General features: G+C 57.3%; 21 protein-coding genes. 3 read left to right on the plus strand and 18 right to left on the minus strand.

Annotation, left to right across the window (positions count from 1 at the left end; translation table 11 throughout):
• Positions 1-21: 21 nt before the first annotated feature.
• Positions 22-891, minus strand: a complete 870-nt coding sequence (locus tag EU556_RS06270; RefSeq protein WP_135432206.1) for a hypothetical protein — start codon at positions 889-891, stop codon at positions 22-24.
• Positions 892-911: 20 nt separating this feature from the next.
• Entirely contained in the window at positions 912-3,020 is a 2,109-nt protein-coding gene (locus EU556_RS06275) for a beta-N-acetylhexosaminidase (RefSeq protein WP_135432208.1), read from the minus strand.
• A 134-nt stretch (positions 3,021-3,154) separates the two neighbouring features.
• Here EU556_RS06275 and EU556_RS06280 point away from each other — a divergent pair, with 134 nt between their 5' ends.
• Entirely contained in the window at positions 3,155-4,954 is a 1,800-nt protein-coding gene (locus EU556_RS06280; protein WP_135432210.1) for a hypothetical protein, read from the plus strand.
• A gap of 139 nt (positions 4,955-5,093) precedes the next feature.
• On the opposite strand, the gene EU556_RS06285 is transcribed toward EU556_RS06280, so the two are convergent.
• The 7 genes from EU556_RS06285 to EU556_RS06315 form a co-directional block, all read right to left on the minus strand.
• Positions 5,094-6,449, minus strand: coding sequence for a DUF58 domain-containing protein (locus EU556_RS06285; protein WP_135432212.1), 1,356 nt, complete (start codon positions 6,447-6,449; stop codon positions 5,094-5,096).
• Complete coding sequence (locus EU556_RS06290; protein WP_135432214.1) at positions 6,446-6,997, minus strand: NADAR family protein; 552 nt, start codon at positions 6,995-6,997, stop codon at positions 6,446-6,448. The genes EU556_RS06285 and EU556_RS06290 overlap by 4 nt, the downstream gene beginning before the upstream one ends.
• Positions 6,998-8,074 (minus strand): AAA family ATPase, encoded by a 1,077-nt coding sequence (locus EU556_RS06295; protein ID WP_135432216.1) that lies wholly within the window; start codon positions 8,072-8,074, stop codon positions 6,998-7,000.
• A 164-nt stretch (positions 8,075-8,238) separates the two neighbouring features.
• Positions 8,239-9,528: a DUF4350 domain-containing protein gene (locus EU556_RS06300; protein WP_135432218.1), complete on the minus strand. Its 1,290-nt coding sequence runs from the start codon at positions 9,526-9,528 to the stop codon at positions 8,239-8,241.
• Between the two features lie 4 nt (positions 9,529-9,532).
• Entirely contained in the window at positions 9,533-10,381 is an 849-nt protein-coding gene (locus EU556_RS06305; protein WP_135432220.1) for a DUF4129 domain-containing protein, read from the minus strand.
• Between the two features lie 80 nt (positions 10,382-10,461).
• Positions 10,462-11,517, minus strand: coding sequence for a hypothetical protein (locus EU556_RS06310; protein WP_135432222.1), 1,056 nt, complete (start codon positions 11,515-11,517; stop codon positions 10,462-10,464).
• A 35-nt stretch (positions 11,518-11,552) separates the two neighbouring features.
• The gene (locus EU556_RS06315; RefSeq protein WP_135432224.1) at positions 11,553-12,521 is read right to left on the minus strand and encodes a stage II sporulation protein M; all 969 of its coding nucleotides are present in this window, start codon (positions 12,519-12,521) and stop codon (positions 11,553-11,555) included.
• 109 nt (positions 12,522-12,630) lie between these two features.
• On the opposite strand from EU556_RS06315, the gene EU556_RS06320 reads away from it, so the two are divergent.
• Positions 12,631-13,359: an RDD family protein gene (locus EU556_RS06320; protein WP_135432226.1), complete on the plus strand. Its 729-nt coding sequence runs from the start codon at positions 12,631-12,633 to the stop codon at positions 13,357-13,359.
• 169 nt (positions 13,360-13,528) lie between these two features.
• Here the strand turns inward: EU556_RS06320 and EU556_RS06325 are convergent, their stop codons facing one another.
• The 4 genes from EU556_RS06325 to EU556_RS06340 form a co-directional block, all read right to left on the minus strand.
• Positions 13,529-14,239, minus strand: coding sequence for an SDR family oxidoreductase (locus EU556_RS06325; protein WP_167855479.1), 711 nt, complete (start codon positions 14,237-14,239; stop codon positions 13,529-13,531).
• Positions 14,240-14,405: 166 nt separating this feature from the next.
• On the minus strand, positions 14,406-15,110 hold the full coding sequence (locus tag EU556_RS06330) for an energy transducer TonB (RefSeq protein ID WP_135432230.1): 705 nt from the start codon (positions 15,108-15,110) through the stop codon (positions 14,406-14,408).
• A gap of 154 nt (positions 15,111-15,264) precedes the next feature.
• Complete coding sequence (locus EU556_RS06335; protein ID WP_167855494.1) at positions 15,265-16,890, minus strand: bifunctional GNAT family N-acetyltransferase/carbon-nitrogen hydrolase family protein; 1,626 nt, start codon at positions 16,888-16,890, stop codon at positions 15,265-15,267.
• Between the two features lie 282 nt (positions 16,891-17,172).
• The gene (locus EU556_RS06340; RefSeq protein WP_135432234.1) at positions 17,173-18,288 is read right to left on the minus strand and encodes a T9SS type A sorting domain-containing protein; all 1,116 of its coding nucleotides are present in this window, start codon (positions 18,286-18,288) and stop codon (positions 17,173-17,175) included.
• Between the two features lie 173 nt (positions 18,289-18,461).
• Here EU556_RS06340 and EU556_RS06345 point away from each other — a divergent pair, with 173 nt between their 5' ends.
• A complete protein-coding gene (locus EU556_RS06345; RefSeq protein WP_167855480.1) occupies positions 18,462-18,944 on the plus strand; it encodes a hypothetical protein in 483 nt (160 codons plus the stop codon).
• 17 nt (positions 18,945-18,961) lie between these two features.
• Here EU556_RS06345 and EU556_RS06350 read toward each other — a convergent pair whose 3' ends face one another.
• The 5 genes from EU556_RS06350 to EU556_RS06370 form a co-directional block, all read right to left on the minus strand.
• On the minus strand, positions 18,962-19,651 hold the full coding sequence (locus EU556_RS06350) for a 2'-5' RNA ligase family protein (protein WP_135432238.1): 690 nt from the start codon (positions 19,649-19,651) through the stop codon (positions 18,962-18,964).
• Positions 19,652-19,770: 119 nt separating this feature from the next.
• A complete protein-coding gene (locus EU556_RS06355; protein ID WP_135432240.1) occupies positions 19,771-20,427 on the minus strand; it encodes a CoA transferase subunit B in 657 nt (218 codons plus the stop codon).
• 27 nt (positions 20,428-20,454) lie between these two features.
• A complete protein-coding gene (locus EU556_RS06360) occupies positions 20,455-21,765 on the minus strand; it encodes a serine hydrolase domain-containing protein (RefSeq protein ID WP_135432242.1) in 1,311 nt (436 codons plus the stop codon).
• A 44-nt stretch (positions 21,766-21,809) separates the two neighbouring features.
• Positions 21,810-22,514 carry a CoA transferase subunit A gene (locus tag EU556_RS06365; protein ID WP_135432244.1) on the minus strand — a complete coding sequence of 235 codons (705 nt, stop codon included), beginning with the start codon at positions 22,512-22,514 and terminating at the stop codon, positions 21,810-21,812.
• 30 nt (positions 22,515-22,544) lie between these two features.
• The gene (locus EU556_RS06370) at positions 22,545-23,780 is read right to left on the minus strand and encodes a carboxypeptidase-like regulatory domain-containing protein (protein ID WP_135432246.1); all 1,236 of its coding nucleotides are present in this window, start codon (positions 23,778-23,780) and stop codon (positions 22,545-22,547) included.
• Between the last annotated feature and the right edge of the window lie 46 nt (positions 23,781-23,826).

The raw sequence follows: 23,826 nt of genomic DNA on the forward strand, positions 1-23,826 counted from the left end.
CGTTGCGCTGCCGCAGGTGGCCTAGCGCACCCGAACCAGCGTGTATTGCAATGGGCCGCGTAGTAAGTCGGGCTCGGCTACGCGGGCATTATAGAGGCGCACAGTGTCGTGGCTGATGGTGTACACGTAGTCCTGCTGGCGCTTGGTGCCGATGTCGAAAATAAGGTTGTCGAGGTTGTTTTCGACGGTCACGACAAAGTCGGTGGCCACGTAGTACTGGCGGAAATTGTCGAGACCTTCAACCTGACCGGTGGGCGTAAACCGAACCTCCTTCTTGTTGCCTTTCGCATCGAGGGCGGTGTAGGTGCCAGCCAACAGCTGCCGGTTAACGAAGTATTGCAAGCCATCAGAAGGCGCCGAATTTGACGGCGGTACGCCCGGAATGCGCGAGTAGGACACCGATTGCAACAGGCGTTTTTGCTGGTTGTACTTATTAAGCACCAGTACCGTATCGGTCGGGCTCAGGCGGTAGGCCAGTTCGTAAAAATTGGTAAGCTGGGCGTAATCAGACCAGGTAGTGGGCAGGGAGGTTGGCTGCAGGCCCGGGCGCAGCACAACTTGGAAAGTAGCAGCTTCATGGTTGTTGTAGTTGGCATCCACCAGCAGACTGTCGCCATTGGCCCGGCCGGGCTCCACCGAAAAGGCCACAAGGTCGGTTAGCTTGCGGGCCGACTTCAAGGGGGATTTTGTGCGTGCTACGTCAGCCAGGTAATCAGCTTTCACCCAGACGCCGCGTAAAATGGGGGCTACTCGCGCCAGCGTAGGAGCGGCCGCCGCACTAACGGAGGTCGGCTCCGTGGCTTCTCCGGAGCGGGTGGGGTCGGCGGCTTCGGGCTGGGGGCGTTGGCAAGCAGCAAGCAATAAGATGGCAGCCAGGTACGAGCGTTTCATAAGTGGAGAGCGTAGGTCTGTTACTTCGCTTCTACGAGCCGGCGCACTGCCGGGACGATGGCCAACTCCGTTTGGCCGGCAGGTGCTTTGGCCGCCTCCAGTTGTTTGAGGGCCGCCGCCTGCCACGCGGCCGTAGGCGCCTGCCTCTTTTCCAGCTGCGCTAAGCGCTCCAACGACAAGGTAGCCAGCGCCTTCAGCTGAATAGAAAGCGGGGCGTATTCCGTAAGCGTAGGGTTGGTCGTAAGAAGGGGCTGCACTAGGGCATCATTGGCTTGCCAGCGCAGCAGCGTGGCTCGCAATGCGGCCAGGGTAGCACGAGTATCAGCGGGGAGGGTGCCAGCCGAGGCCGCGCGCCGCGCCAGCAAGGCATCTACGGCTACGCCAAACTCCCGCGCCGCATCTGACTCGGGCAAGGCTGCATCCACAAGCCGGGTTAGGGGCGTTTGAGTGGTGTATTTGAACCCCTGGAAATGGCGCTTGTATTCCTTCACGGGCTCTAGCACGCTGGCGAAAGTGCGTAACGGGGCCACCGCTTGCCCCTGGGCCAGTTGGGCAAGCAACTTCTCCGGGGCCTTTTTGTGCTGTAGGCCCATAGCATCTAGCTGCTGACTAACCAGCGCCAAGCGGCGGTACATATCCGGCACCGATGTAACGGAGCCGCTGCTCCACAACCGCTCGGCTACGGCCGCTGCTCTAGGCCAGATTCGGGAGTCGACAATGACGGAATCCACGAACTCGGCCCACATGGTGGCTTCCCCACCAAGCACCAGCTTCTTCTGCTCGGCAGTAAGGGGCGCATCCTGGGGCAAAGGGTCTACGGCGTAATGGCTGGCGGCGCTGTAGTTCAGATCAATATAGTAGCCATTGGAGAGCAGGGTAGGATGGCCTTGTTTAGCTGCATCATAAAGACCCTTGCGGCCGCGCCAGCTCTGAATAACGGCATCGGTCGGTAAGCCTGGACCCAGAATTTCGTCCCAGCCCACCATTCTCTTGTTGTAATTGGTGAGCATTTGCGCAATACGACGGTTGAAGAAGGTCTGCAAAGCATGCTTATCCACTTGGCCCTTATCCGTTACCATCTTGTTGTCGCGCATGTACTGGGCAATGCGAGGATTGCGTTTCCACTGACGGCCATCATTTTCATCGCCCCCGATGTGGAAGTAAGGGTCCGGAAACAGTGCGGTCATTTCGGCCAGTAGTTTATCTATCAGCTGGTAGGTGGTTTCCTTAGTCGGGTCGATGGCAATATTAAGGACTCCCCAACGCGGCGAAACACCATACGTGGAGTCGTTGGAAGCAAGCTCAGGGTAGCCCGGCAACCAGGCCGTGGTATGGCCCGGCATATCAAACTCCGGCACCACCCGGATGCCCCGCCGGGAGGCGTAGGCCAGTACTTCTCGTACCTGGGCCTGCGTGTAGAATTGTCCTTCGCTGCCCATAGTGTGCAGGCGCGGCAAAGCGCGGCTCTCCACCCGGAACCCTTGATCATCGGACAGGTGCCAATGCATAACATTGAGCTTGGTAGCCCACATGCCATCTAGGTTACGCTTGATGACAGGCAGGGGCATGAAGTGGCGAGCTGCATCAAGCAGGAGCCCCCGCCAAACAAAGCGCGGCGAATCGGTGATGTCTACTTCCGGAAACCAGAACGATTTTTTCTCATGCACAACGAGTTGCCGGAGAGTAGCCAGTCCGCGCAGTACGCCCAGGTGGGTAGCAGCATTGAGGGATACGCCCATGGGCGTCACGCGGAGGCTGTATGACTCATCTTCGCCTAAAGCCAGCAACTGACCCGCCCGCCCGTACTGAATTACCAAATTGGCCATTGGCACCTGCGAGGCAAGGCGGGCTTTACGGACCGCATCAGCCGAGGGTGATGCCGCTGATAAGGCTGGCAGCAGGAAGCGGTTGACGGTTTCGGTAATGGCAGAATCGGCGGCACTGCTTGGGGCTAGCGTAGAAACCTGCCAGGTAAAGCTCGCCTTAATGGGGAAGCGGCCCTGGCCCCAAGCGGCCTGAGTTGGTACGGGCAACAGACCACGCGTATCGGTGGTAGGTTGAGCGTGTAAGCCACCAGTGCAGAAAAGCAGTACTAAAAAGAAGAAACGAGGGAGCAGGAACCGAGGCATAGCGGAAGGAGGGTGGAGACTCGAAAGTACACAAGCATCGGGCCGGTACAGGAACCCGTGGCTTTTTTTCTCATTTTGCGCCCGATTACGCCTATTCTCCTTCACTAGTTATCGGCCCGCTGTTTCTGTACTGCATGAAGTCGCCCTCCCGTCTGGCCTGGCTGTTCTGCTCGGTATTTATCGTACTGGTATCCTTCTGGTACTATCCAAAATGGAAAAACACGCAAACTGAAGCAGTTATCAGCTGGGATGCCTCTGGGTACTACATGTACTTGCCGGCCATATTCGTGTACCACGACCTGAAGGAACTCAAGTTTCGGGACGAGGTGGTAACGAAGTACAAGCCCGCGCCCGGTTTCGATCAGGCCTTCCTGCACCCCAAGAGCGGCCACTATGTGATGAAATACTCCTCGGGCCTGGCCCTACAGGAGCTTCCGTTCTTCTTACTGGCGCACACGTTAGCCGAGCCGCTTGGCTACCCCGCCGATGGCTTTTCCCCGCCTTATCAGTTGATTCTGCAGATTGCGAACACGTTGGTGGCCTTGCTAGGCCTGTGGCTGGTACGCCGGGCGCTGCTACCTCGGTTTGGGGAGTGGCCTACGGTGCTGACGCTGTTGGTGCTAGTCCTCGGCACCAACTACCTCGACTACTCCGCCATTAATGGGGCCATGACCCACAACTGGCTGTTTCTGTGGTATGCCGTGCTGATTCTGCTGACTCCGGCTTTTTACCGGCGCCCTACGCTGGGGCGGGCCGTGGCTATTGGGGCCGTGGTAGGCTTAATGGTGCTAACGAGGCCCACCGAAATTCTGGCCGCGCTGCTCCCGCTGTTCTGGGGGATGCAGCCCAGCTGGGCGTCGGTGCGCGAGCGGCTTGCTTTTTGGCAGCAACACCTAGGCCTCTTGCTGGGCGCGGGAGTGGCCGGCGCCGCCTTTGTAGCTATTCAGCCCTTGTACTGGCACTACGTAAGCGGCGACTGGATTGTGTATAGCTACCAGGATCAGGGCTTCAGCTGGCTCAAGCCCCATCTCTGGGACGGTATCTTCAGCTTCCGGAGCGGCTGGCTGCTGTACTCACCCTTGCTCGTTACGGCCCTGCTTGGCTTCGGACCGCTGCGGCACCGGGTGCCGCGCAGCTTCTGGGCTATTCTGCTGTTTACCGTAGCTTTCATTTACGTCACGTTCGCCTGGGACATTTGGTGGTATGGTGGCTCATTGGGTCAGCGGGCTATGGTGCAGAGCTACGCCGTGCTGGCCTGGCCGTTGGCTGCTTCCTTAGGCTGGATACTGGCCCGGCCTCGGTGGGTACTGGCCTACGCCGTGTTCTTTGTGCTGGGTGTGTACTACAACCTGTGGCTCACCCACCAAGCACACCGGGGCGGGCTGCTGGTTGCCGGCGACATGACCCGTGCCTACTGGCTGCGCATACTCGGGCGCTACGAGGTGCCCAAAGAAGCGCGCCTACTGCTAGACAGCAACGGCTGGTACACAGGCCCCACCGACAATGCCAAAGTACTGCTACAAGAAGGGTTTGAAACGCAGGATAGTGCTGCCTGCGCTGGTCCGCCGCTGGTGGGGCGCTGCTCCTTCCTGATGGACACGGTGCGGCAGAATACCCCCGAGTATACGGTGCCGCTACAACCCGGCGACTACACTTGGCTGCGAGCCACGGTGCAGGCCCGAACCGAGGAAATGCAGTGGGATATGTGGCACATGACGCTGCTGCTAGTCAGTTTCCGCAAAGGCGATGCTGTAGTAAAAGAAAGCTACATCCGGCTGGAGCGCGCCCTCGAACCTGGCCAAACGAACACCCTGCCGCTCGACGTGCACACTCCTCGCCGTGGTGAGTTCGATAAAGTGGTTGTCAAGCTCTGGCATCCCGGCAAAACGCGCTTGCTCATCGATGACCTGAAGCTGGTAGGATTCCCTGATTAGCCAGCCTCGCTGGGCCAACAGTTGATACCTAAAACATATAAAACCCCGCCCGACGCCCAACTATGTATTGGCGCGCCGGGCGGGGTTTGACTTATATAAGGTAGCCAAGCAATGTTGTGGCCTAGCATGGCCTGAAACCCTAAATCAGGCCACGCGCCTTAAACTCCAGATACTTATTGATGGTGTTGGCCGTGAGCTGCTGGGGAGGAGTTAGGAGAGAGTAGATGCCGTAACGGTTTAGCTCCAGCACAATCTGCCGCTTCTCCTGCGCAAATTTTTCGGCAATAGTTTGGTTATACACATCCTCCGTAGTGGCGGCGGGTGTTTCCAGGTACTGCCGCAACTCCGTGTTTTCAAAGAACACCACTAGCAGCAAGTGCGACTTAGCCAGGCGGCGCAGGTAAGGCAACTGGCGCTGCATGGCGCTCAGCGTTTCGAAATTGGTGAACAGAATGAGGAGGCTGCGCTGCTTAATATGCGTCCGGACTTGGGTGTAGAGGGCCTGAAAGTCGGTTTCCAAATATTTCGTGCGCTGCTTGTACAGCACCTCCAGCAGTTTGCCCAGGTGGCCACTGCGCCGGTCGGCGGGCACGAGGCGCTCGGGCTTTTCGGCGAAGGTGAGCAGCCCCGCTTTATCGTGCTTGAGCAGGGCAATGTTGCTCACCACCAAGGTCGCGTTGATGGCGTAGTCTAGCAGGCTGAGGCCATCAAAGGGCATGCGCATTACCCGACCTTTGTCGATGAGGCAGTACACCTGCTGGGCGCGCTCATCCTGGTAATGATTCACCACCAAGGCTTCGGCGGCCTCCGGAGTGGTGGCGCGGCGGGCAGTAGCTTTCCAGTTGAGGCTGCGGGAGTCGTCGCCGGGAACGTACGGCCTGATCTGCTCAAACTCCATACTGTGGCCTACCCGCCGAATGCGCTTCACGCCCACATCGGTGAGGCGGTTATGAATGGCCAGCAGCTCAAACTGGCGCATCTGCAGGAAAGAGGGGTACACTGGCACCATCTGATCTTGCGCAAACCGGAACCGGCGGCGTACCAGGCCTAGAGGGGAGGCCACCAGCACGTTTAGCGCCCCAAAGTGGTATTCGCCCCGCTTGGTAGGCCGTAGCTGATAGCGAATAATGTGCGTCTGGCCGCTCTCTATTTCTGCCTCAAACAGCACGTCGCGCCGCTGAAACTGGTGTGGAATCTCATCAATGGCTTCGGCGCTGATTGGGAAGCGGTAGTGATTTTCAATATAGAGCGCCACTTCATTGTCGGAGCCGTTGGCGAGTTTGTCACCCAACACCCGCCGGCCAAATAACGGCCGGCGTTTCTGCCCCTGCCCCGGCGCGTAGAGCAGAACAATATCAATGAACGACAGCAGGAGAAGGGCCGCCAGCAGCACCTGCAGCGGCACTAGCAGCCCCGGCACCAGAAAAGCCACCACAAAGCCCACCACCAACAGGCCTAGCACTACAAAAAAACGGGGCGTCAGGAAAAAACTCATGTGGTGCGTAGCTGGTCTCTTACTTCCATCAGGGCAAAGCCCAGCAGGTTCTCGCCCTGCCAGCGCGCCGGGTGCTCCGCATCCACTGAGTCGGCCGCCAAGCCTATGCCCCAGATGCTGTCAACGGGGCTGGCTTCCACCAGTACCCGGTCGTGGGTGTCTAACAGAAAGTCTCGTAACGAAGGATGCTGGCTGAACTTGTGGACGTTGCCAGCTCGAACAATCTCGTACTTGCGGGCATCCCACACCGCAGGGTCGAAACCTGTGACTTGGCGGCCCAGCTTCTTAGCTTCGGCCGGGCTGGGAGCCGCCAGAATTTTCGCCAAGAGCTCCGTATTCTGAAATAGCCGCGCTTTCTCGGCCATCATCCAGTGCTCCGTGGAGCGGTAAGTGATGCCCGTCACTACAAAATCAGCCAGCCACCACTGGCTGAAGCACGACTTGGTTAACTCTCCCGATTTGCTGGGCTGGTGCCCCCAAAAGAATAAGTACTTGAGGCGGTGCCCCTGCGTGAGCTCATCAAGCAGCCAGGAAGTGGAGTACTTCATTTAGCGGGGCACTTCAATCTGCTGGATAATTTGCTTGACGATGTCGTCGGGGGTGCCGCCTTCCATTTCGCGCTCCGGCGTGAGCTGAATGCGGTGGCGCAACACGGCTGGCGCCAGGTACTGAATGTCCTCGGGCGTCACAAAGTCGCGGCCGCGGAGGGCGGCCAGGGCTTTGGCCCCATTGAGCAGAGCGATGGAAGCCCGTGGCGAAGCCCCGAGGTAGAGACCCTTATGGGCGCGGGTCTGGCCTACAAGACGAGCAATGTATTCTAGCAGCTTCGGCTCCACGTGCTGCCGACGGACCAACTGGCGCATGTCGGCCAACTGCGCGGCCGTTAGTACGGGCTGTACAGCATCAGTCGTGACGCCGCCAAAGCCGCTGTGGTGGCCTAGCAGAATCTGTACTTCTTCCTCGGCGGTAGGGTAACCCACGTGGAGCTTAAACAGGAAGCGGTCGAGCTGGGCTTCGGGCAAGCGGTAGGTGCCTTCCTGCTCCACCGGGTTTTGGGTTGCCAGTACCAGAAACGGCTCCGGCATGGCGTAGGTGGTGCCATCCTGGGTTACGTGCCGTTCTTCCATTACCTCGAACAGAGCCGACTGCGTTTTGGCCGGAGCACGGTTGATTTCGTCGATCAGCACGATGCTAGCGAAGATAGGGCCCGGCCGAAACTCAAATTCTCCGCGCTGCGGCCGAAACACGGAGGTGCCTAACACGTCGGAGGGCATGAGGTCAGGGGTGAATTGCAGGCGGCTGAACGGCACATCGAGGGTGCGGGAGAGCAGCTTGGCCGTGAGGGTCTTGGCAACACCCGGTACGCCTTCTAGCAGCACGTGGCCATCAGCAAGCAGCGCCGTCAGCAACAGCTCGGCTAACTCCTGCTGGCCCACAATAATCTTGGCCAGCTCCTGGCGGATAGCGGCGGCATGCGCGGAGAGCTGACTGAAATCGGTGCGCGGAGCAAGCGTTTCCGAAGCCGAAGAAGTTGCGTCGTGGAGTGACTCAGTAGCAGGAGCTTGGGGTGTGGTGTCCTCTGGCAAGTGGTGGCCTAGATCCGAAGAAGTTGATGAATTATCCATATGTTAGGCAGATCGAAAGCGAATGAAATGAGGAGTTGGTTGGTGAGGTTTAGTTATAATATTATTTCATATATATGTGTTGTGTTTAAGCTGATAGAAGCCGCAATCCAGTGAATTGATAAAGTACAATTACGGTAAGATTATATTTTTGAGTTAAGTGCAATTTAGAATGCGGCTTTTCTGAAGTCGCTTAGTGCTCGGCTAAGACGCAGCAAATCGGTAGCAGTAACTTGCGGCGCGGTTTCCACCCGATGTATCAGCTTAATCAGGTCATCTACTTGCGCGCGCGGTATCCCGGCCTTTTGGGCTAGTCGCTCACGGGTAGCCTCATCGTTTAAATCGAGCGTGGGTTCTTGTAGACGGTGACGTAATTGCTCCCGAAACAGCCCAATCTTTTTCTCGGCAATAAGCGCATGGTTTGCCCCTTGCCGATACAGCGCGGCCACGGTACGCGTGAAGAGCAGCGTAGTATTGGGCAACGGCTTCAGCACGGGAATAACGCGCTGACGCCGGCGGGCCTCGAAGAACGTGAACAGCGCTAGGCCGGCTAGGCCAGTATACAGCGCCCACCGCAAGGCGGTATTTTGCTTTAGCACGCGCAACAACGACTGCTCACCCAAAGTCCCCTGCTTCTGGTACTCATCCCAGAACACCGGCCGCGCAGCCGGCAGCACTGACAGTGCCGCAAATGCATAAGTGGTGGCGCGTGGCTGGAGCAGCGTGTAGTTGCTAAAGACGGCCGGCGTGGAGCTCAGCACGAAAGCGCCCTGGCCTAGCGGCACCCGCAGCAGCACGGGCCGCCGCTGGGCATCGATGGCCAGTACGGTGGCCCGGCATCCCGTGTAGGCTTCAAAATGCCACTGCACATCATCAGTAGGAAAGCGGTACTGGCCTGCCGCGCCACGGGGGGGAGAGAGCAGAGTAAGGCTGGCCTGTTGAGAGGCAGGAGCCAGGTTGCGTCTGGAGCGCTGGAACCGGCGGGCCATCAGACTATCCAGATCCAGGGCCGGCTTGGTATCAAAATGCAGCGTGTCTTGCAGCAGATTGTCAAATTGCTCGGCCGCAATAAAGGCCGTATTACCCGCCGCAACGTAGCGCAGTAGGGCATCACGATCGAGGCGGGAGCAATAAAAATCAGCGTTGATAAAAATATAAGAAGCTGCCTGGCCTAGCAGGGGCAACTGAGACTGGGGAGACAGCACCGAATCGGGGTTGATGTCCTCGTTAAGCGTGGGCAGCAGTTGGTTGGCAATAGGCTGCCGAATGGTGGTGATGGCCTGACCCGGAAATACGCGCGGCAACGCGTCGAACAAGACGTAGGTGCCGTACGGGATTTTGTCGCGGTTGATGAAGGTGGGTCGCCAGTTAGTAGGAGTAGGCCGGAAGTACTCAACCAGCACGAAGGCCACAAACAGCAGCACTAACCCCAGAAAGAAAGCACGGAAGCGGGTCATAGGCCTAGGCGGCAACGCGGGTGAGCTGGTGGAGGAAGTGCTGGCGGCTTTCCCGCAGGGCCGGGTACGCCTCGGGCGCTATGGGCAGCTCGCCGTACCACACGTACTCAAACTGCCGGGTGAGGGTAGCAAACTCCGCGGCCCAACGAGTGCCCGCCAGCTCCTGCAGATAATAATGGTTGGTTTTTTCGGGCTGCCAGTCAATCAAGCGTTGCTCGGCCAAGTGGCGCAGCACTTGCAAGTATCCTAAGCGCACGGCCAAGCGGTAGTTGGCCGCCGCCTCAGCTTCGGCCAGCGCGGTGGCAAAGTCCACGGCATGAATGTCTTCGATGGCCGACTCATATGGTAGGGGCTCTGCCGCTAAAGCTCGCCGCCCAAACAGGGTGGTGAAGTCTAGGCGTAGCAGGCGCACGAGCACGTACAGAAACGCGAGGCCAAACAGGCAATACACCACGTAGCGCCCCCGATTCTCATAGCCCGGCCCAGAGAGCAGCTTACGGAACCACTCCGACAGGCGCCACCAAATCAACGACCACATGCTGGGGTCCTTGGGCTCTTCCTCGGGTTTCACGTACTGAAACTCGCGCTGGCTGCGCAGTTCCTGCAGGCGTTGCTCGGAGGGGCGGCGCAGTACGGCAGGCAGTTGCTGGTCGCCGGGTAGAGAGATGAGGCGTTGCTCGGCCGTGGCTGTATCTCGTGCTGGTCTTTCCGGCGGCAGAATAGGCGACTTAGGCGGCCGCACGGGCGGTTGCACGCTTGGGCCCGGGGCTGCCGTGCTCGTCAGCGTCAGGCTGCACAATAGGCCTAGCATCAGCCCCAAACGTAGGGCCTGCCGGCAGTGGTGAGCGAACAAATGAAAGAAAAATAGCACGCGAAACACGTAAAGAATAAGCGGCAGTTCGGCTAGGCCAGTACGCCCGCTAATGGATAGGCCTAGTACTCGCCTTCGTCGTCGGGGCGCAGGATTTGGGGCTGTACTTCGGGAGCAGGTTGTCCAATGGCATCTACCAAGTAGTGCAGGCTTTCGCCTTCTTTGCGCTCTATCAGGTTGAAATATTGAAAAGCTATGGCCAGCAGAATTAATGGGTATACGGCCAAGCTCAGGATGGAGCGCAGCGCAGTCGCTACCACAAAACCAACACGGGCACTGCCCTCTAGGCCACCCTGTGAGGTTGCTAGCGCAAAAGGCGAGCTGATCAGGGAGGTCAGCATCGTAATGGCTAGCAGGATGACGATACTAATAATCAGCATTACGGCTAACAGGCCGAAGGTAGACCACCATTTTCCCCAGATGAGCCGGAAGCTGCGCCCGATGGTAGCAAAAAAGCCCAACCGCTCCCGCACCCAAATAATCAGGAATAAACTGAGCGCAACGGAGATATACGTGAATGAGCCGAAAACTAGAGTGAGCATGAGCATTACCGCAATGCCGAGCAATACCTTGCTTCCTCCACCTCCTCCTACTAGGAGCGCACTAATCAGGCCTGCCGCTAGCGCAACAAAGAAGAACACTACCATAAAGGCTAGGCCTAGGCCTAGAAAGGCCAATACCGTCCCGAAAAAGCGCTGTCGCACCAACCGCCACACATCTGCCACCTCAACTTCGGTGGTAGGAGCGGCTTCCATCCGGAGCGTTACGTAGCCATACACTGTCAGGACGAGGATGGTAAGGAGAACCAGACTTCCGAAGAGAATTACTAGGTAGGCTGGGCTAAGCAACATGCCGGAAAAAACGGAGCTCATGATGGCTGCCGGATTGTTCTTGCCCGCCACTGAGCTCTGCAGAGTTGCGATGTTATTGAGCCATTCCAGCGTCATCACTGCCGATACTATTCCAATGAGTAACGCAACGGGCAGTACAATCATCAGCAATGCCTTGCCCAGGGGTTTAAAGTGGGCCCTTACAAAATCAAAGGAGGCCTCTATTTTCTGCCCGAAGTCACGCTCCTTTAAAAAGTGGGAGGGATGGGTAAATGGCAGGTAACGCATACGGGTAAACGTGGAGAAATAGAAAAAGAGTAAGCTTAGAAAGCAGATGGTTTAGGCAGGCTGGCACCACGCCGGTGCAGCCACCACGGGTACACCACAAAATAGCCCAGAATAAAAGAAGCGGAGGTACCAATGATGGCTAAGCTGGCCCACATGGGCATTTCGGTGTGGCGTGTAACAAAGCCTTCCAAGAAACCGGCTACCACGAAGATGGGTACCAGACCTAGCACTAGCTTCATGCCGTCGCGGGCACCGAGGCGCAGGGCGTCAGCCCGGGAATACGTACCCGGAAACAGCAGGCTACGCGCCATGATGAGGCCCGCCCCGCCCGCCAGAATAATGGCGGAAATCTCCAGCGTACCATGAATCCAGATGGTGAGTACTGAGGGCAGCAGCACGCCCTTCTGGTGAAAGAAGTATTGGAAGGAACCCAGCATCACGCCGTTCTGAAACAGCATGTACCCCGTTAGCAACCCGCCCGTAATACCGCCCGCAAAAGCATAGAGCGACACCTTTACATTGTTGAGCGTAATCTGCAGGAACATCAGCGTCTCGTCGGTGCCTTTGTAAATGGCCATGGGGTCACCCTTCTGGATGTTGGCCAGCGTCTGGTTGACGTACCGGTCGCCGAGCACTACCCGCACGAAGGTGTCGTCGAGAGCCGCGGATAGAGCTCCGATAGCCGTGCAAAGCAGAAAGAACAAGAAAGTGCCCAGTAGTACCCGATGGTGCCGCACAATGAGCAAGGGCAACTCAAGGCGCCAAAACTGCCCCAGCCGACTCGTGTCCTCGGTTTTGTTTTTGTACAGGGCCTGGTGTAGCTTGCTGGCCAGCCCATTGAGGTAAACGGTGGTCGTCGAGTTCGGATAGAAAGTTCGGGCGTACGACAGGTCGTCGGTCAGCTCAATGAACCGCTGGGCTAGTTCATCGGGTCCGGTAGGCGGCTGCGTTTCGTACTGATGCCAACGCTCCTGATTCTGGCGTAAGAATACGGCTTCGCGCATAAGGTGTGCCGCCGGTAAAACAGCTAATATTACGGGCGCCGATAATGGCGCTGGTCAAATATACAGGTTTCGGACTGGCACCCATCGGGCTGGTTTTTTTTCTTTTTACATGAGTACCATTCGCATCCAAACCGCCCAAAATGTAGTGGTGGAGTACGACACGGCCAGCGTGGGCGACCGAATTGTGGCCCAACTGCTCGACTGGCTAGTGATGGGACTCTGGGCCCTCGGGGTAGGGTTCCTGCTGGATAAGGCGCTGGATTCGGGCACGCTCAAAAACACGTTTTTCTACGTGCTGGTGGCGGCACCACTGCTGGTGTATCATCCCGTGTGCGAAATTTTCTTCAACGGCCAGAGCCTGGGTAAGCAGGTGCGCCGCATCAAAGTCACGCGCCTCGACGGAACTCGCCCAGGCCTCGGCGACTATCTGCTGCGCTGGCTCATTGGGCTGTTTGAAATTCAGATGACCGGCGGTACAGTGGCCTTGCTGGCGGCTCTAATCAACGGGCGCGGGCAGCGCCTCGGCGACCTGGCCGCCGGCACCACTGTGGTCAGTATGCGCAGCCCCCAAAATAGCCCCGATTTCGAGCTGACCCTGGTGCCACCTGGTTATCAAGTAGTTTTCTCCCAGGTTGCAGCCTTATCTGACCACGATATGGCCCTAATTAGGCGCCTGTATCAGCAAGCCGTTGCTCGAAACAACTATGTGCTGCTCAACGACGTGGCCAACAAAGTCAAGACACTCACCAATATTCAAACCACCCTGCACGACGAGCCCTTTCTGCGCACCATCTTGCGCGACCATGCCGCTCTGTTGCAGGAAGAAAACGCCCGCTAGGCCACCTCGCCGCACCAAAAGACCGACCTGCACTTAGGGGCAGGTCGGTCTTTTTCCTTAGTAAGTTATTCCCTAACGGCTGCAGCCGCGCCGTTAGGTCTTGATGCAGAAGGGGGCAGCACTCCGAAGAATGCTGCCCCCTATACCTGAATGGGTGATTATACCTGGCCTACCATGGTACCGGCTGCCCTTGCCAGGTTACGAAGCTGCCGTTTTCTTCGGCGTGCAATTGGTCGGTGAGGCGGATGATGCCTTTAGCCGAATCGGCAGGCGGAATGGCCGCGTTAGAGCCTCCCATACCCGTCCGCATCCAACCCGGATCTACCAGCACCGAAATCAAACCATAGGTGCCTACTTCGGCGGCTAGTGCCCGCATATACATATTTAGGGCGGCTTTGCTGGCCGAGTAATGGTACGGCTCACCAGAAGCTTTCCAGGTAAGGGAGCCCAGGCCCGAAGAAAGGCTGATGATGCGCGGCTTGTTTCCGGCTTTCAACAGCTCCAGAAAGGTCTGTGCTACTAGCACAGGACCAATGGCATTTACCTTAAATACCGTGAGGGCATTATCGGAGGTGAGGGCGCCTAGGTTCTGTTTGGCGGGGTCCTCGGGACCAGCCCCCGGGAAAATACCGGCATTGTTAATGAGGATGTCGAGAGCTGCGGTGTGGCGACGCACTGCTTTCTGCGCCTGCGCAATAGAGTCTTCGCTCGTTAAATCAAGCTGAATAAGGTGCAGGCGAGTAGTGCCTAACGCCTTCAATTCAGCAGCTGCATCAGGGTTGCGGCAAGCGGCATACACCGTGTCGCCCCGCTCCAGATATTGGCGAGTGAGTTCGAGGCCCAGGCCCCGGTTGGCCCCGGTAATTAGTACGCGTTTCATAAAGGGAGGTGAAAGAATGAAAGATGGCGTTAGGGGGCCGCAGTTTACATCAAAAACTAGTAAGCTGCTGCCTAGGCCACTCGTTCTTGTTAAAACAAAGCCGGCCCACCAATGTCGGCGGGCCGGGAGCATTCTCATTGCAGCTAATGGCCTAGGGTGGCGCAGGCTAACGAATTTGAGTGACGACACCAATTCGGCCCGTAACCACAACTTCATTTACGTAATGATTGCCTTGGGGAGCTATTAGGGGCAATGAGGCAGGTTGGAGCCCTTTGCTTGAGGCATCTGCCGCCGTTGCCATTTTGAAATGCACAACTATATAAAATTTGGCAGGCGTTAGCTGACCCTGGTAAACAGCAGGAACCCAACTATCGGGCAAGTCTTTCACTACCCGCCATACTTCCTGATCGAATAAGGTCCCAGCACTTTTTTCAAACAAGAAATCCTTGGTATGGCCATCTGTGCCAACGGTGTAGGCCAGCACCACACTTCCTTGCTGTCCTTGGCGTAAGGCATTTGCCGGATAACGCAGCTTAGTAGCTAAGTCTACAGTTCTCTGCTTGTTGCTGCCCAGAAATCTGGGGGCGCGGGTAATAGGTTTCAATTCCCATTGTTCACCCACGCGAATCAAGTAGCGGCTGGTATCGGGCTGCACAAAGGTTATTCTACTAGAGTCATAATCAAATGTCATTTCTAGCTCGTCGTTATGACCGTAGAAATTCCATTTGCCTATTCGGCGGCCATCCTTCGACATGAGCCCCTGTTCCGCTTGGCCTTTCTTGAATTTAACTTGTTTTGAAGAATTCTTCTGCGCTTGAGTGCTAATTGAAAAACAAAGTAGTGTTACTAAGAGAAGGTAAAGTGACTTCATGAAAACAAGTAACGAAATCTAGTGAGTTAGTATAAATGGTGGTTGAAGCAGGAAATGCCCTTTTGAGCTTCAGCAATTGTAGTAGATAAAAAGAAAGTGCCCTTCATACCAGGTATGAAGGGCACTTTCTTATAGGCTAATTAGCCTTGGAAATTTACCCCTGAGCAACTGCCTTCCGGCGAGCAGGCGCTTTGATAGCGCGCTCCTCACCTTGGCTGAGCAGTTCCTCGTCGCGCTGTTCCGATTTCTTGGTCCAGCTTACCGAGTACAGATCCTTGCGCCGGTCGCGCAGGTTCCGCACGGCCCCGCTGGTGTTGAGGTCCTTGAGCAGGTCTAAATCGAGGTCGGCAATCAGCGTCATCTCGGTATTAGGAGTTGCTTCGGCTACAATGGCGTCGTGGGGGAAGGCGAAGTCAGAAGGGCTGAACACCGCCGACTGCGAGTACTGAATGTCCATGTTCTCAACGCGGGGCAGGTTACCCACCGAGCCGGTAATGGCCACGTAGCATTCATTCTCAATGGCCCGGGCCTGGGCGCAGAGACGTACGCGCTGGTAAGCATTCTTGGTGTCGGTCCAGAAGGGCACAAACAAAATCTTCATGCCTTCATCTGATAGCATCCGGGAGAGTTCGGGGAACTCCACGTCGTAGCAAATCAGAATACCAATTTTACCGAAGTCGGTATCAAAGCACCGCAGCTTGTCGCCGCCGCGCATGCCCCAGTAGCTGGCCTCATCAGGCGTCACGTGCAGCTTATACTGCTCGTCCACGGTACCATCGCGCCGGCAGAGGTAGCTTACATTATAGAGCTTGCCATCATCGTAGAGCGGCATAGAGCCCGCAATAACGTTGATGTTGTAGCTCACGGCCAGCTCCATCATTTTGGTTTTGATGGGCTCGGTGAAGGCCGACATCGAGCGGATAGCCACCGAGGGCGACTCCTCGTTGGTGAGGGCCATCATGGGGGCGTTGAAGAACTCCGGGAACAGCACGCAGTCGGCCTTATAGCCCGATACGGTATCCACGAAGAACTCCATCTGCTGGAAGAAGTCGTCGAGGTTCTGGGTGGCGCGCATCTGCCACTGCACGATGCCAATGCGCACGTTCGACTTCTGGTTACCAATCAGCTTGTCGGTTTCCTCGTCGTAGTACACATTGATCCACTCCAGCAGCGTGGCGTAGGCCTTCGACTCAGAGTCGTAGGGTAGGTAGCCGCGGATGATTTTGCGCACGTAGAAATCGTTGGCCAGCTGGAAGGTAAGGATGGGGTCGGTGAGTTCTTTGGCCCGTACCATCTCCACGTATTTAGCTGGCGTCATCTCGTTGGCGTAGGCCGCGTAGCCCGGAATGCGGCCTCCGGCCACCATAGCGCGCAGGTTCAGGTTTTCGCAGAGCTCCTTACGTGCGTCGTATAAACGACGGCCTAGGCGCAGGCTCCGGTACTCGGGGTCCACAAATACGTCCACTCCGTAGAGGGTGTCGCCGTTGGGGTCGTGGGTGTCGAATTTGCCATTGCCAGTAATCTTGGCGTAGGTGTGTTTGTCACCAAACTTGCTGTATTCGACGATGATAGCCAGGGCGGCGGCTACAATCTGACCGTTGTCCTCAATGCAGATTTGGCCTTCGGGAAATTTTTTGAGAAGGGCGTTATACTCATCTTGGGCCCAGGCACCCTCCATGTTGGAGTATACCTTGTCCATGATTTGCTTTACGGCCTTAAAGTCAGAACGCATCAGAGTACGCAACACCAGCTTGTGGGCTGGTATTGAGGTGGGCGTCATCAGCTCAGGAGCTGCAGGCATGCCCGGAAGAGTTTGTTTTTTGGCGTGGCTGCCGCCCGCCTTGCCATTTGCAGAAGTGGCCATATAATCAGAAAGAAGTGTCGTGGAAGCAGTGTAAAGATACCGTTGGGTTTCTCAAACGGCAGTTGTCTTACGGTGCCACAACATGTTTGGTGGCAAAAAGGGTCATGGATAGCGAATCTAGCCGCTCCCACAGAGCACAAGGTTTAGTTACCAGTTGCCTGCTTTAGTTGGGCACTGAGTTGTAGGCCACTCCCGCCGCTACTGCCGTACTACGCGTCGCACGGCTACCCCATCGGCGGTTTCTACGCGCAACAGTATAACCCCACGGGTGCCTTTGAATAACTCTGCGGCCAGTACCAGCGGCTGAGACGAGGCGGTTAAGGTTTGCCGGAAAAGCACCCGGCCCGTAAGATCAGTAGCCGTAATAGTGGCTAGGCCAGTACCCAGCAACGTGAGGTGCAGGGGCTCGGTGGTCGCGGCCGGGACGGGGTAAGCGGTAACCGCCGACTCAGGTAGGCGCCTGGTGGTGGCCAACGTGCCTCCGAGACGACGATATATGTCACGGTACTCGACTAGCACAACAGCTTCCCGATCAATTGCTTCCGTTGTGACAATCCGCAGAAGCGGGATTCCTTGCTCTTTGCCCAACCACTTGTACTCCCGCGTGATGGGCGCATCCGCCACCGTATCAATTTGGCCCGGTAAAGAGATAGAATAGCGGGTCTTCAGTGTGCTAACTACACGCAACGTAGCAAACGTACCGAACGGAGTGATGAGCGTACCCCATCCATCGGCTCTGTTGACGCGCTGCTGACGTTGGCGCAAATAAGCAGTTTGGGGCACACTTACATCAAAATCAGAATAGCTGGAGTCGCGCTGCTCGTAGGCCAGGGGAAAGCGGTACACTACATCCTGCAACTGCTGACTTTGATACGTGACTGGGAGGGCCGTACCGGAAAGCACGGCGCCGTAGCCTACCTGCCGGTAATCAGCGGCCGATTCATTGAAAAACGAGTACACATCGGTGAGAGGCAAACCCGCGCTGGCCAACGTGCCCAATGGCTGCTGAGTAGCAATAGTAGCCCGATTGACACCCCCGAGTGAGCCAAAGGCAATGGGTAACAAGCCAGGCGTGCTGCCTACCGCCGTGTAGCGCTCCACGCGCTGACTGGTGGGGCGCAGGGCAGAGTAGTTCCAGGTCTGGTTGGGGCCTTTTTGGGTGAGAGCCGGCCCGGTGAAGGCGGTTGTCTGGCTCAGGCGAAGCGTATCGCCCACGTTGGGCATGTCGTTGCGGGTGATGGTAATGGCCTGTTGGGCCTGCAAGGAGGCTGCGGGCAGCAGCAGAAAGGGGAGGAACTGGTAGAAGTGAGCCATAGCAGATAGTAGATGTCGGAATATACCTGGGGGAAGATACAGCATTAATTACTCGGCTATTGCTACCGGTATGGCTGCTGTGCGGGGCGGCTAGGCTAGGTTCGGGTGGGCTGACTGTCCCCACGCAGGAGGGCACTTCATCATTGGCTAACACTAGTCTCGTATCTTGCGGAATGTCCGCACCTATGCCCGAACGTCGTTTGCTCACGTTGGCTGCTATTTTGCAAGCTTCGGAGGCGTATCCGCCTACGGCGTGGCTGTGTGCGCCCCGGCCCGTAGCGCACTGGCAGCCCGACAGCCCCGCCGCGGTGCTGCTGGTAGCGCAGCCCGGCCAAACGGTGCCGCCGCCCCCTGGCCTAGCGCGCACCCTATTCATGGATGAAGTGCAGCTCCTGATGAAGCGGCTGCTAGAGCAAGTGCCCGGTGCGCCCACCTGGCTGCGCATTCAAATCCTGAGCCGCTACAAGGAGCACGCTGAGTTTCCGGCCCTCACGGCCTACCCCGATACCCTGGCCGACTACCTGGCTGAGGCCGTGCACGATGGTGGCCTCAGTGCCATCGAAGCCCTGGAGCACCTGCGCCGCTACTTTGCCCATTTCACCCTAGAAGCGGCCCAGCGCATCATGGCGCAGGCCTACATCCGTACCAGAAAATAGGCCTAGGCCACTGCGCTCTACTCGTGACGCAACGGATAAGTCTCTAGTAAAACAGTATTGGCAGCCCGCTGATACCAGTCGTTGTACACCAGTTCCACGGTATCAACTGCAAAAGAGCCTATTACTTCCTGCTGAAGCTCCTGCATGGTAGCCAATAGCGCCGCCGGGTTGTGTAGAGGACTTTTAAAGCGCATGATGGTGGAGTGAGCCGTTTGAATGCTATAGCGCTGATCAATGGACTGCTGTAGCCCCGAGCTACGGAAAAAGCTTCTGACGCTGTTGCGCAGCTGCTCTAGGCCAGTACCCTCTAGGAAGCCTTGCACCATGATGCCGCCGGCGGAGGCTGTCAGGCCCGCGAAGGTGATGGTAAAGGGACGCACTTGCACCAGTATATGCCGCATGGCCTCTTGGTAAGCAGCAGGCTCAATCAAATCCAGAGTAAAGCCTGGGTAGCAGGAAATAATAGAAAGGATAGTGAGGTGCATATCCAATGGCGGATAGAAATATTGGTCGGGCTCAATACTTCTGAACTCCGCTAGCAGTTCCTCCAAGCGGTTTCTGATGGAGGCGGGCGGCCTAGCCAACAGCGTAATACCTCGGCGCGTATCGTGTTCTGACTCAATTAGCAAGTCTAGTTCGGCTTGCCCCTGGGCCAGTTGGCGAAAGGCCGTGGCCCGCATGGTGTCGTAGTGCTGCTGTAAATCCATGCATACGGGGAAAGAAAGTCAGCGCTCAGGGATTCTAACAGAGCAAAGAAACCAGTTCCTCTCCACGGTACACGTAGGGGAGAAGAACTGGTTCATACATCAATGGCCGCCGCAGTGGCCTACACGCCCTGCATTTCTGGTACCTCGTCGGGGATGACGAGCTTGCCGGCGGTAGCAGCTTTAATCTGGTCTACGGTTACGCCGGGGGCCCGCTCGCGCAGTACAAATCCATCGGGCGTTACGTCTAGCACGGCCAGCTCGGTCACAATTTTCTTCACGCAGCGCAGACCCGTAATGGGCAGGGTGCAGGACGGCAGCAGCTTGCTGGAGCCATCTTTTGCCACGTGCTGCATGGCCACGATGATGTTTTTGGCCGAAGCAACCAGGTCCATGGCGCCGCCCATGCCTTTCACCATTTTGCCCGGAATTTTCCAGTTGGCAATGTCGCCGGTTTCCGATACCTCCATGGCGCCCAGGATGGTAAGGTCCACGTGTTCGCCCCGTATCATTGCGAAGGAGTCGGCGGAACTGAAGATGCTGGAGCCGGGCAGAGTAGTAACGGTTTGCTTGCCGGCATTGATGAGGTCGGGGTCTACTTCGGCCTCGGTGGGGAAGGGGCCCATGCCCAGCAGGCCGTTCTCCGATTGCAGCTCTACGTTGATGCCCTCGGGGATATAGTTGGCCACCAAGGTCGGGATGCCGATACCCAGGTTGACGTAGGAGTTGTTCTGTACTTCTTGCGCAATGCGCTTGGCAATGCCGTGTTTGTCGAGCATGATGGGTGGGGTGGGAGGAGTGGGAGCTTATTTAACCGGCGCTGGCTTTGATTCAATAATCGTTTCGCGAACCAGGTGCTTGAATTTGTCGGTCAGGTCGCCGTAGCTGTTGGGGTACTTCTGGGTGTAGAGCAGGGCCACAATCTTCTCCTTGGGGTCAACCCAATAAGTAGTTCCGAAGATGCCGCCCCACTCAAACGAGCCCTCTGATAAGCCCGCCTGCGCTGCGCCCTTGGCCGTAACAACACTGAAGCCCAAGCCAAACTTATTCAGTCCCTGATTAACGTCGCCAATCTGGTTGTTGGTCATCAGGCGCACGGTTTCAGGCTTCAGCATACGCTTGCCGTTGTACTGGCCCTCGTTGAGCATCATCTGCAGAAAGACGGCGTAGTCATCGAGGGTAGACGACAACCCGGCACCGCCTGAAAAATACGTGCCCGCCGTTTTGGGGTAATCGGGGTTAATGCTGCCCATTGCGGCGAAAGGGTTCAGCGCCTTGACCGTATTCTTGTTGGCATCCTCCGTGTAAAGGACCGCCAGACGGGGCTGCTTCTCCTTGGGCAGGAAGAAGTAGGTGTCGCGCATGGCCAAGGGCTCAAATAGGCGAGTGCGCAGGAACTGGTCTAGTGGCTGGCCCGATAGCACCTCAATCAGGTAACCTAGCACATCAATGCTCAGCCCATAGGTAAACTTCTCGCCCGGCTGATGCAGTAGCGGCAACTGGCCTAGCGCATCCATGGAGGTACTCAGCTTACCACCCGGCGTACCAATACCGCTCGGAATGTGCGCTTTCGCGTATATGGCTCGTGCCTCTTTGGAGCCAATAACCGGGTAGCTGATGCCCGAAGTGTGGGTCAGGAGCTGCCGGATGGTGATTTCGCTCTTGGCCGGAACGGTTGTGTAGCTAGAGTCGGTGGGGTTAAAGGTGGCCAGCACCTTTGGGCTGCGGAAAGCGGGCAGGTACTTCGAGATGGGGTCATCGAGCTGAAACTTGCCCTCATCATAAAGCATCATCACGCCCGCGCTGGCAATGGCCTTGGTTTGGGAAGCGATGCGCAGAATAGCATCCTCGCGCAGCGGCGTTTTGGCAGTTACATCGTCCAGCCCAAATGCCTTGCGGTAGATTACCTTGCCGTTGCGCATGATGAGGGCGCTGGCCCCAGGTACTTTATTTGCAGCAGTATACTCGCGCAGCAGAGCATCAATGGCTGGCAACTGGGCGGGCTGAGCGGCTACCGCCTTGCTCTGCGCAACTTTAGGTTTGGCCGGCGCGGCAGTTTGGGCGTAGGTGCCACTTACCGTGAGGGTCAGCAGCAGCCCGAGGGCAGTTTGTTTCATGAGGCAGCAGTGTAGATAGTGGCCTAGGCCACTGCGCGGGGAGTTTAGTGGGCAGTAGCTCGCACGGTACATTGCTCAATGCGCTTCTCGTAGTGCTGGCCCTGGAAAATGCGCTGCACAAAGATGCCGGGCGTGTGAATCTGGTTGGGGTCTAGCTCACCAGCGGGTACCAACTCTTCCACTTCGGCCACCGTGATTTTGCCGGCCGTGGCCATCATGGGGTTGAAGTTGCGGGCCGTGCCTTTAAAGATGAGGTTGCCGGCCGTGTCGCCCTTCCAGGCTTTCACAAAGGCAAAATCGGCGTGCAAGGCGGTTTCCAGCAGGTACATCTTACCGTTAAACTCCCGGCTTTCCTTGCCTTCGCCTACCTCAGTGCCGTAGCCGGCTGGCGTGTAGAAGGCCGGAATGCCCGCCCCGCCGGCGCGGCACCGCTCGGCCAGGGTACCCTGCGGAATCAGCTCAACTTCCAGCTCGCCGCTCAACAGCTGACGTTCAAACTCGGCGTTTTCGCCCACGTAGCTGGAAATCATCTTGCGCACCTGCTTGGTCTGGAGCAGCAGCCCGATGCCGAAATCATCGACGCCGGCGTTGTTGGAGATGCAGGTGAGGTTTTTCACGCCGCGGCGTAGCAGTTCCTGAATAGAGTTTTCGGGGATGCCGCACAGGCCGAAGCCGCCGAGCATCAGGGTCATGCCATCGGTAATGCCGTGGAGGGCCTCAGTGGCGTTGGCTACAACTTTATTGATCATGGGAAAGGAAGGGTGGGTGGGAAATTTGGGTCAGAGAGCCGAAGAAACCGGCGCGTAATCGAGGGGTAAAAATTCACCCATTTTCTCGAATCCCCAGTAGCCGTCGGTAAAAACGCCTAACGGGTCCGTGAGCTGGCCGTTCTTCTGAATCTCGATTTCAGGCTTGAGTAGCACCAACGTGGAAAGCTGCCCCTTGGGTAAGACCGCGGCTGCCGCCGCGCTTACTGGCCTAGGAGTGGAATAAGAGGGATCGGGCGCCTCTTTCTGGTACGTAACCTGCAAGTAGTCGCGGAAGCGCAGCCACACCCGGCCCGAGTCTGGCTGCACCCGGCGCAGACTATCAAGAGGCCTAGGGGCCGTGTAGAGCATGGAAAAGGCACGGGGCACTTTCACCCACCGGGCCAATGAATCCTGGTCGGCTGGCGAGAAAACCGAGTTACGGCGCGCCAGCCGCAGGGCCTTGGCCAAGCTATCGGCGCGGGGAAATTTAGGGTTGGGTACGATGCGCATCTTCTGCACCAGAAAGCCTGCGGGTACTACTTGGCTGGTATAGATGCTGTGCAGAAAGTGCGTGAGGGAGCCACGGTAGGCCTGGTCGCGGTTGGCCGCCCAACGGCGCCGCTCCCGTTCAGAGCGGGCCTTCATCTCCTCAAACACTGGCCAGCCGTAAAACACCACGTACTGCTCCCGGAAGTTCTGAGTAAACTTGAGGCCGTAGTACTTGACGCGGTAGCCCAAGGCCGCATTATCTACCTGCACAAACGTAGGGCTAGTAGCCGTCAACTCGTTCTTGTCACTGTCGTAGTCCACGTACACATCCTTGGGGTTACGGATACGGCACTGCCGGGAGAAAGTAGACTGGCCTAGGAAGGCCTGCACGAACCGTTGGTAATCGGCCTCGCGGTTGGGGTTGGGCCGTACTACCACCTCCCGCAACTGTTGGGCCGAAGGTGTGAGCAGCAGCGTAAGCGTCTGCGGGCCCGGCCTCACGACCACCGACCGTTTATATAGCTTGTACCCCAGGTAGGAAATCACCAGATCGTACTGACCTACAGGCACGTTTGGCAGCGAAAATTCCCCTTTGGCAGTAGTAGAAGCTCCATAAGTAGTATTGGCCAGAAACAGGCTGGCCAGCTCTAGTGGCGCCTGCGTTACGGAGTCGCGCACGGTGCCGGTGAGCGTGCCCACCTGGCCTAGGCCAGGTGTAGCCGCCAACAGCCAGCATAGGAGAGCTACAGCAATACGCAAGCGAGTAGAAGCGGCCATACCGCAAATAAACGGGTAAACTGCCCTCCGATTGGCTGACCAATAA

It is taken from the genome of Hymenobacter fodinae (assembly GCF_004745825.1).
GTDB classification, from domain to species: Bacteria; Bacteroidota; Bacteroidia; order Cytophagales; family Hymenobacteraceae; genus Hymenobacter; species Hymenobacter fodinae.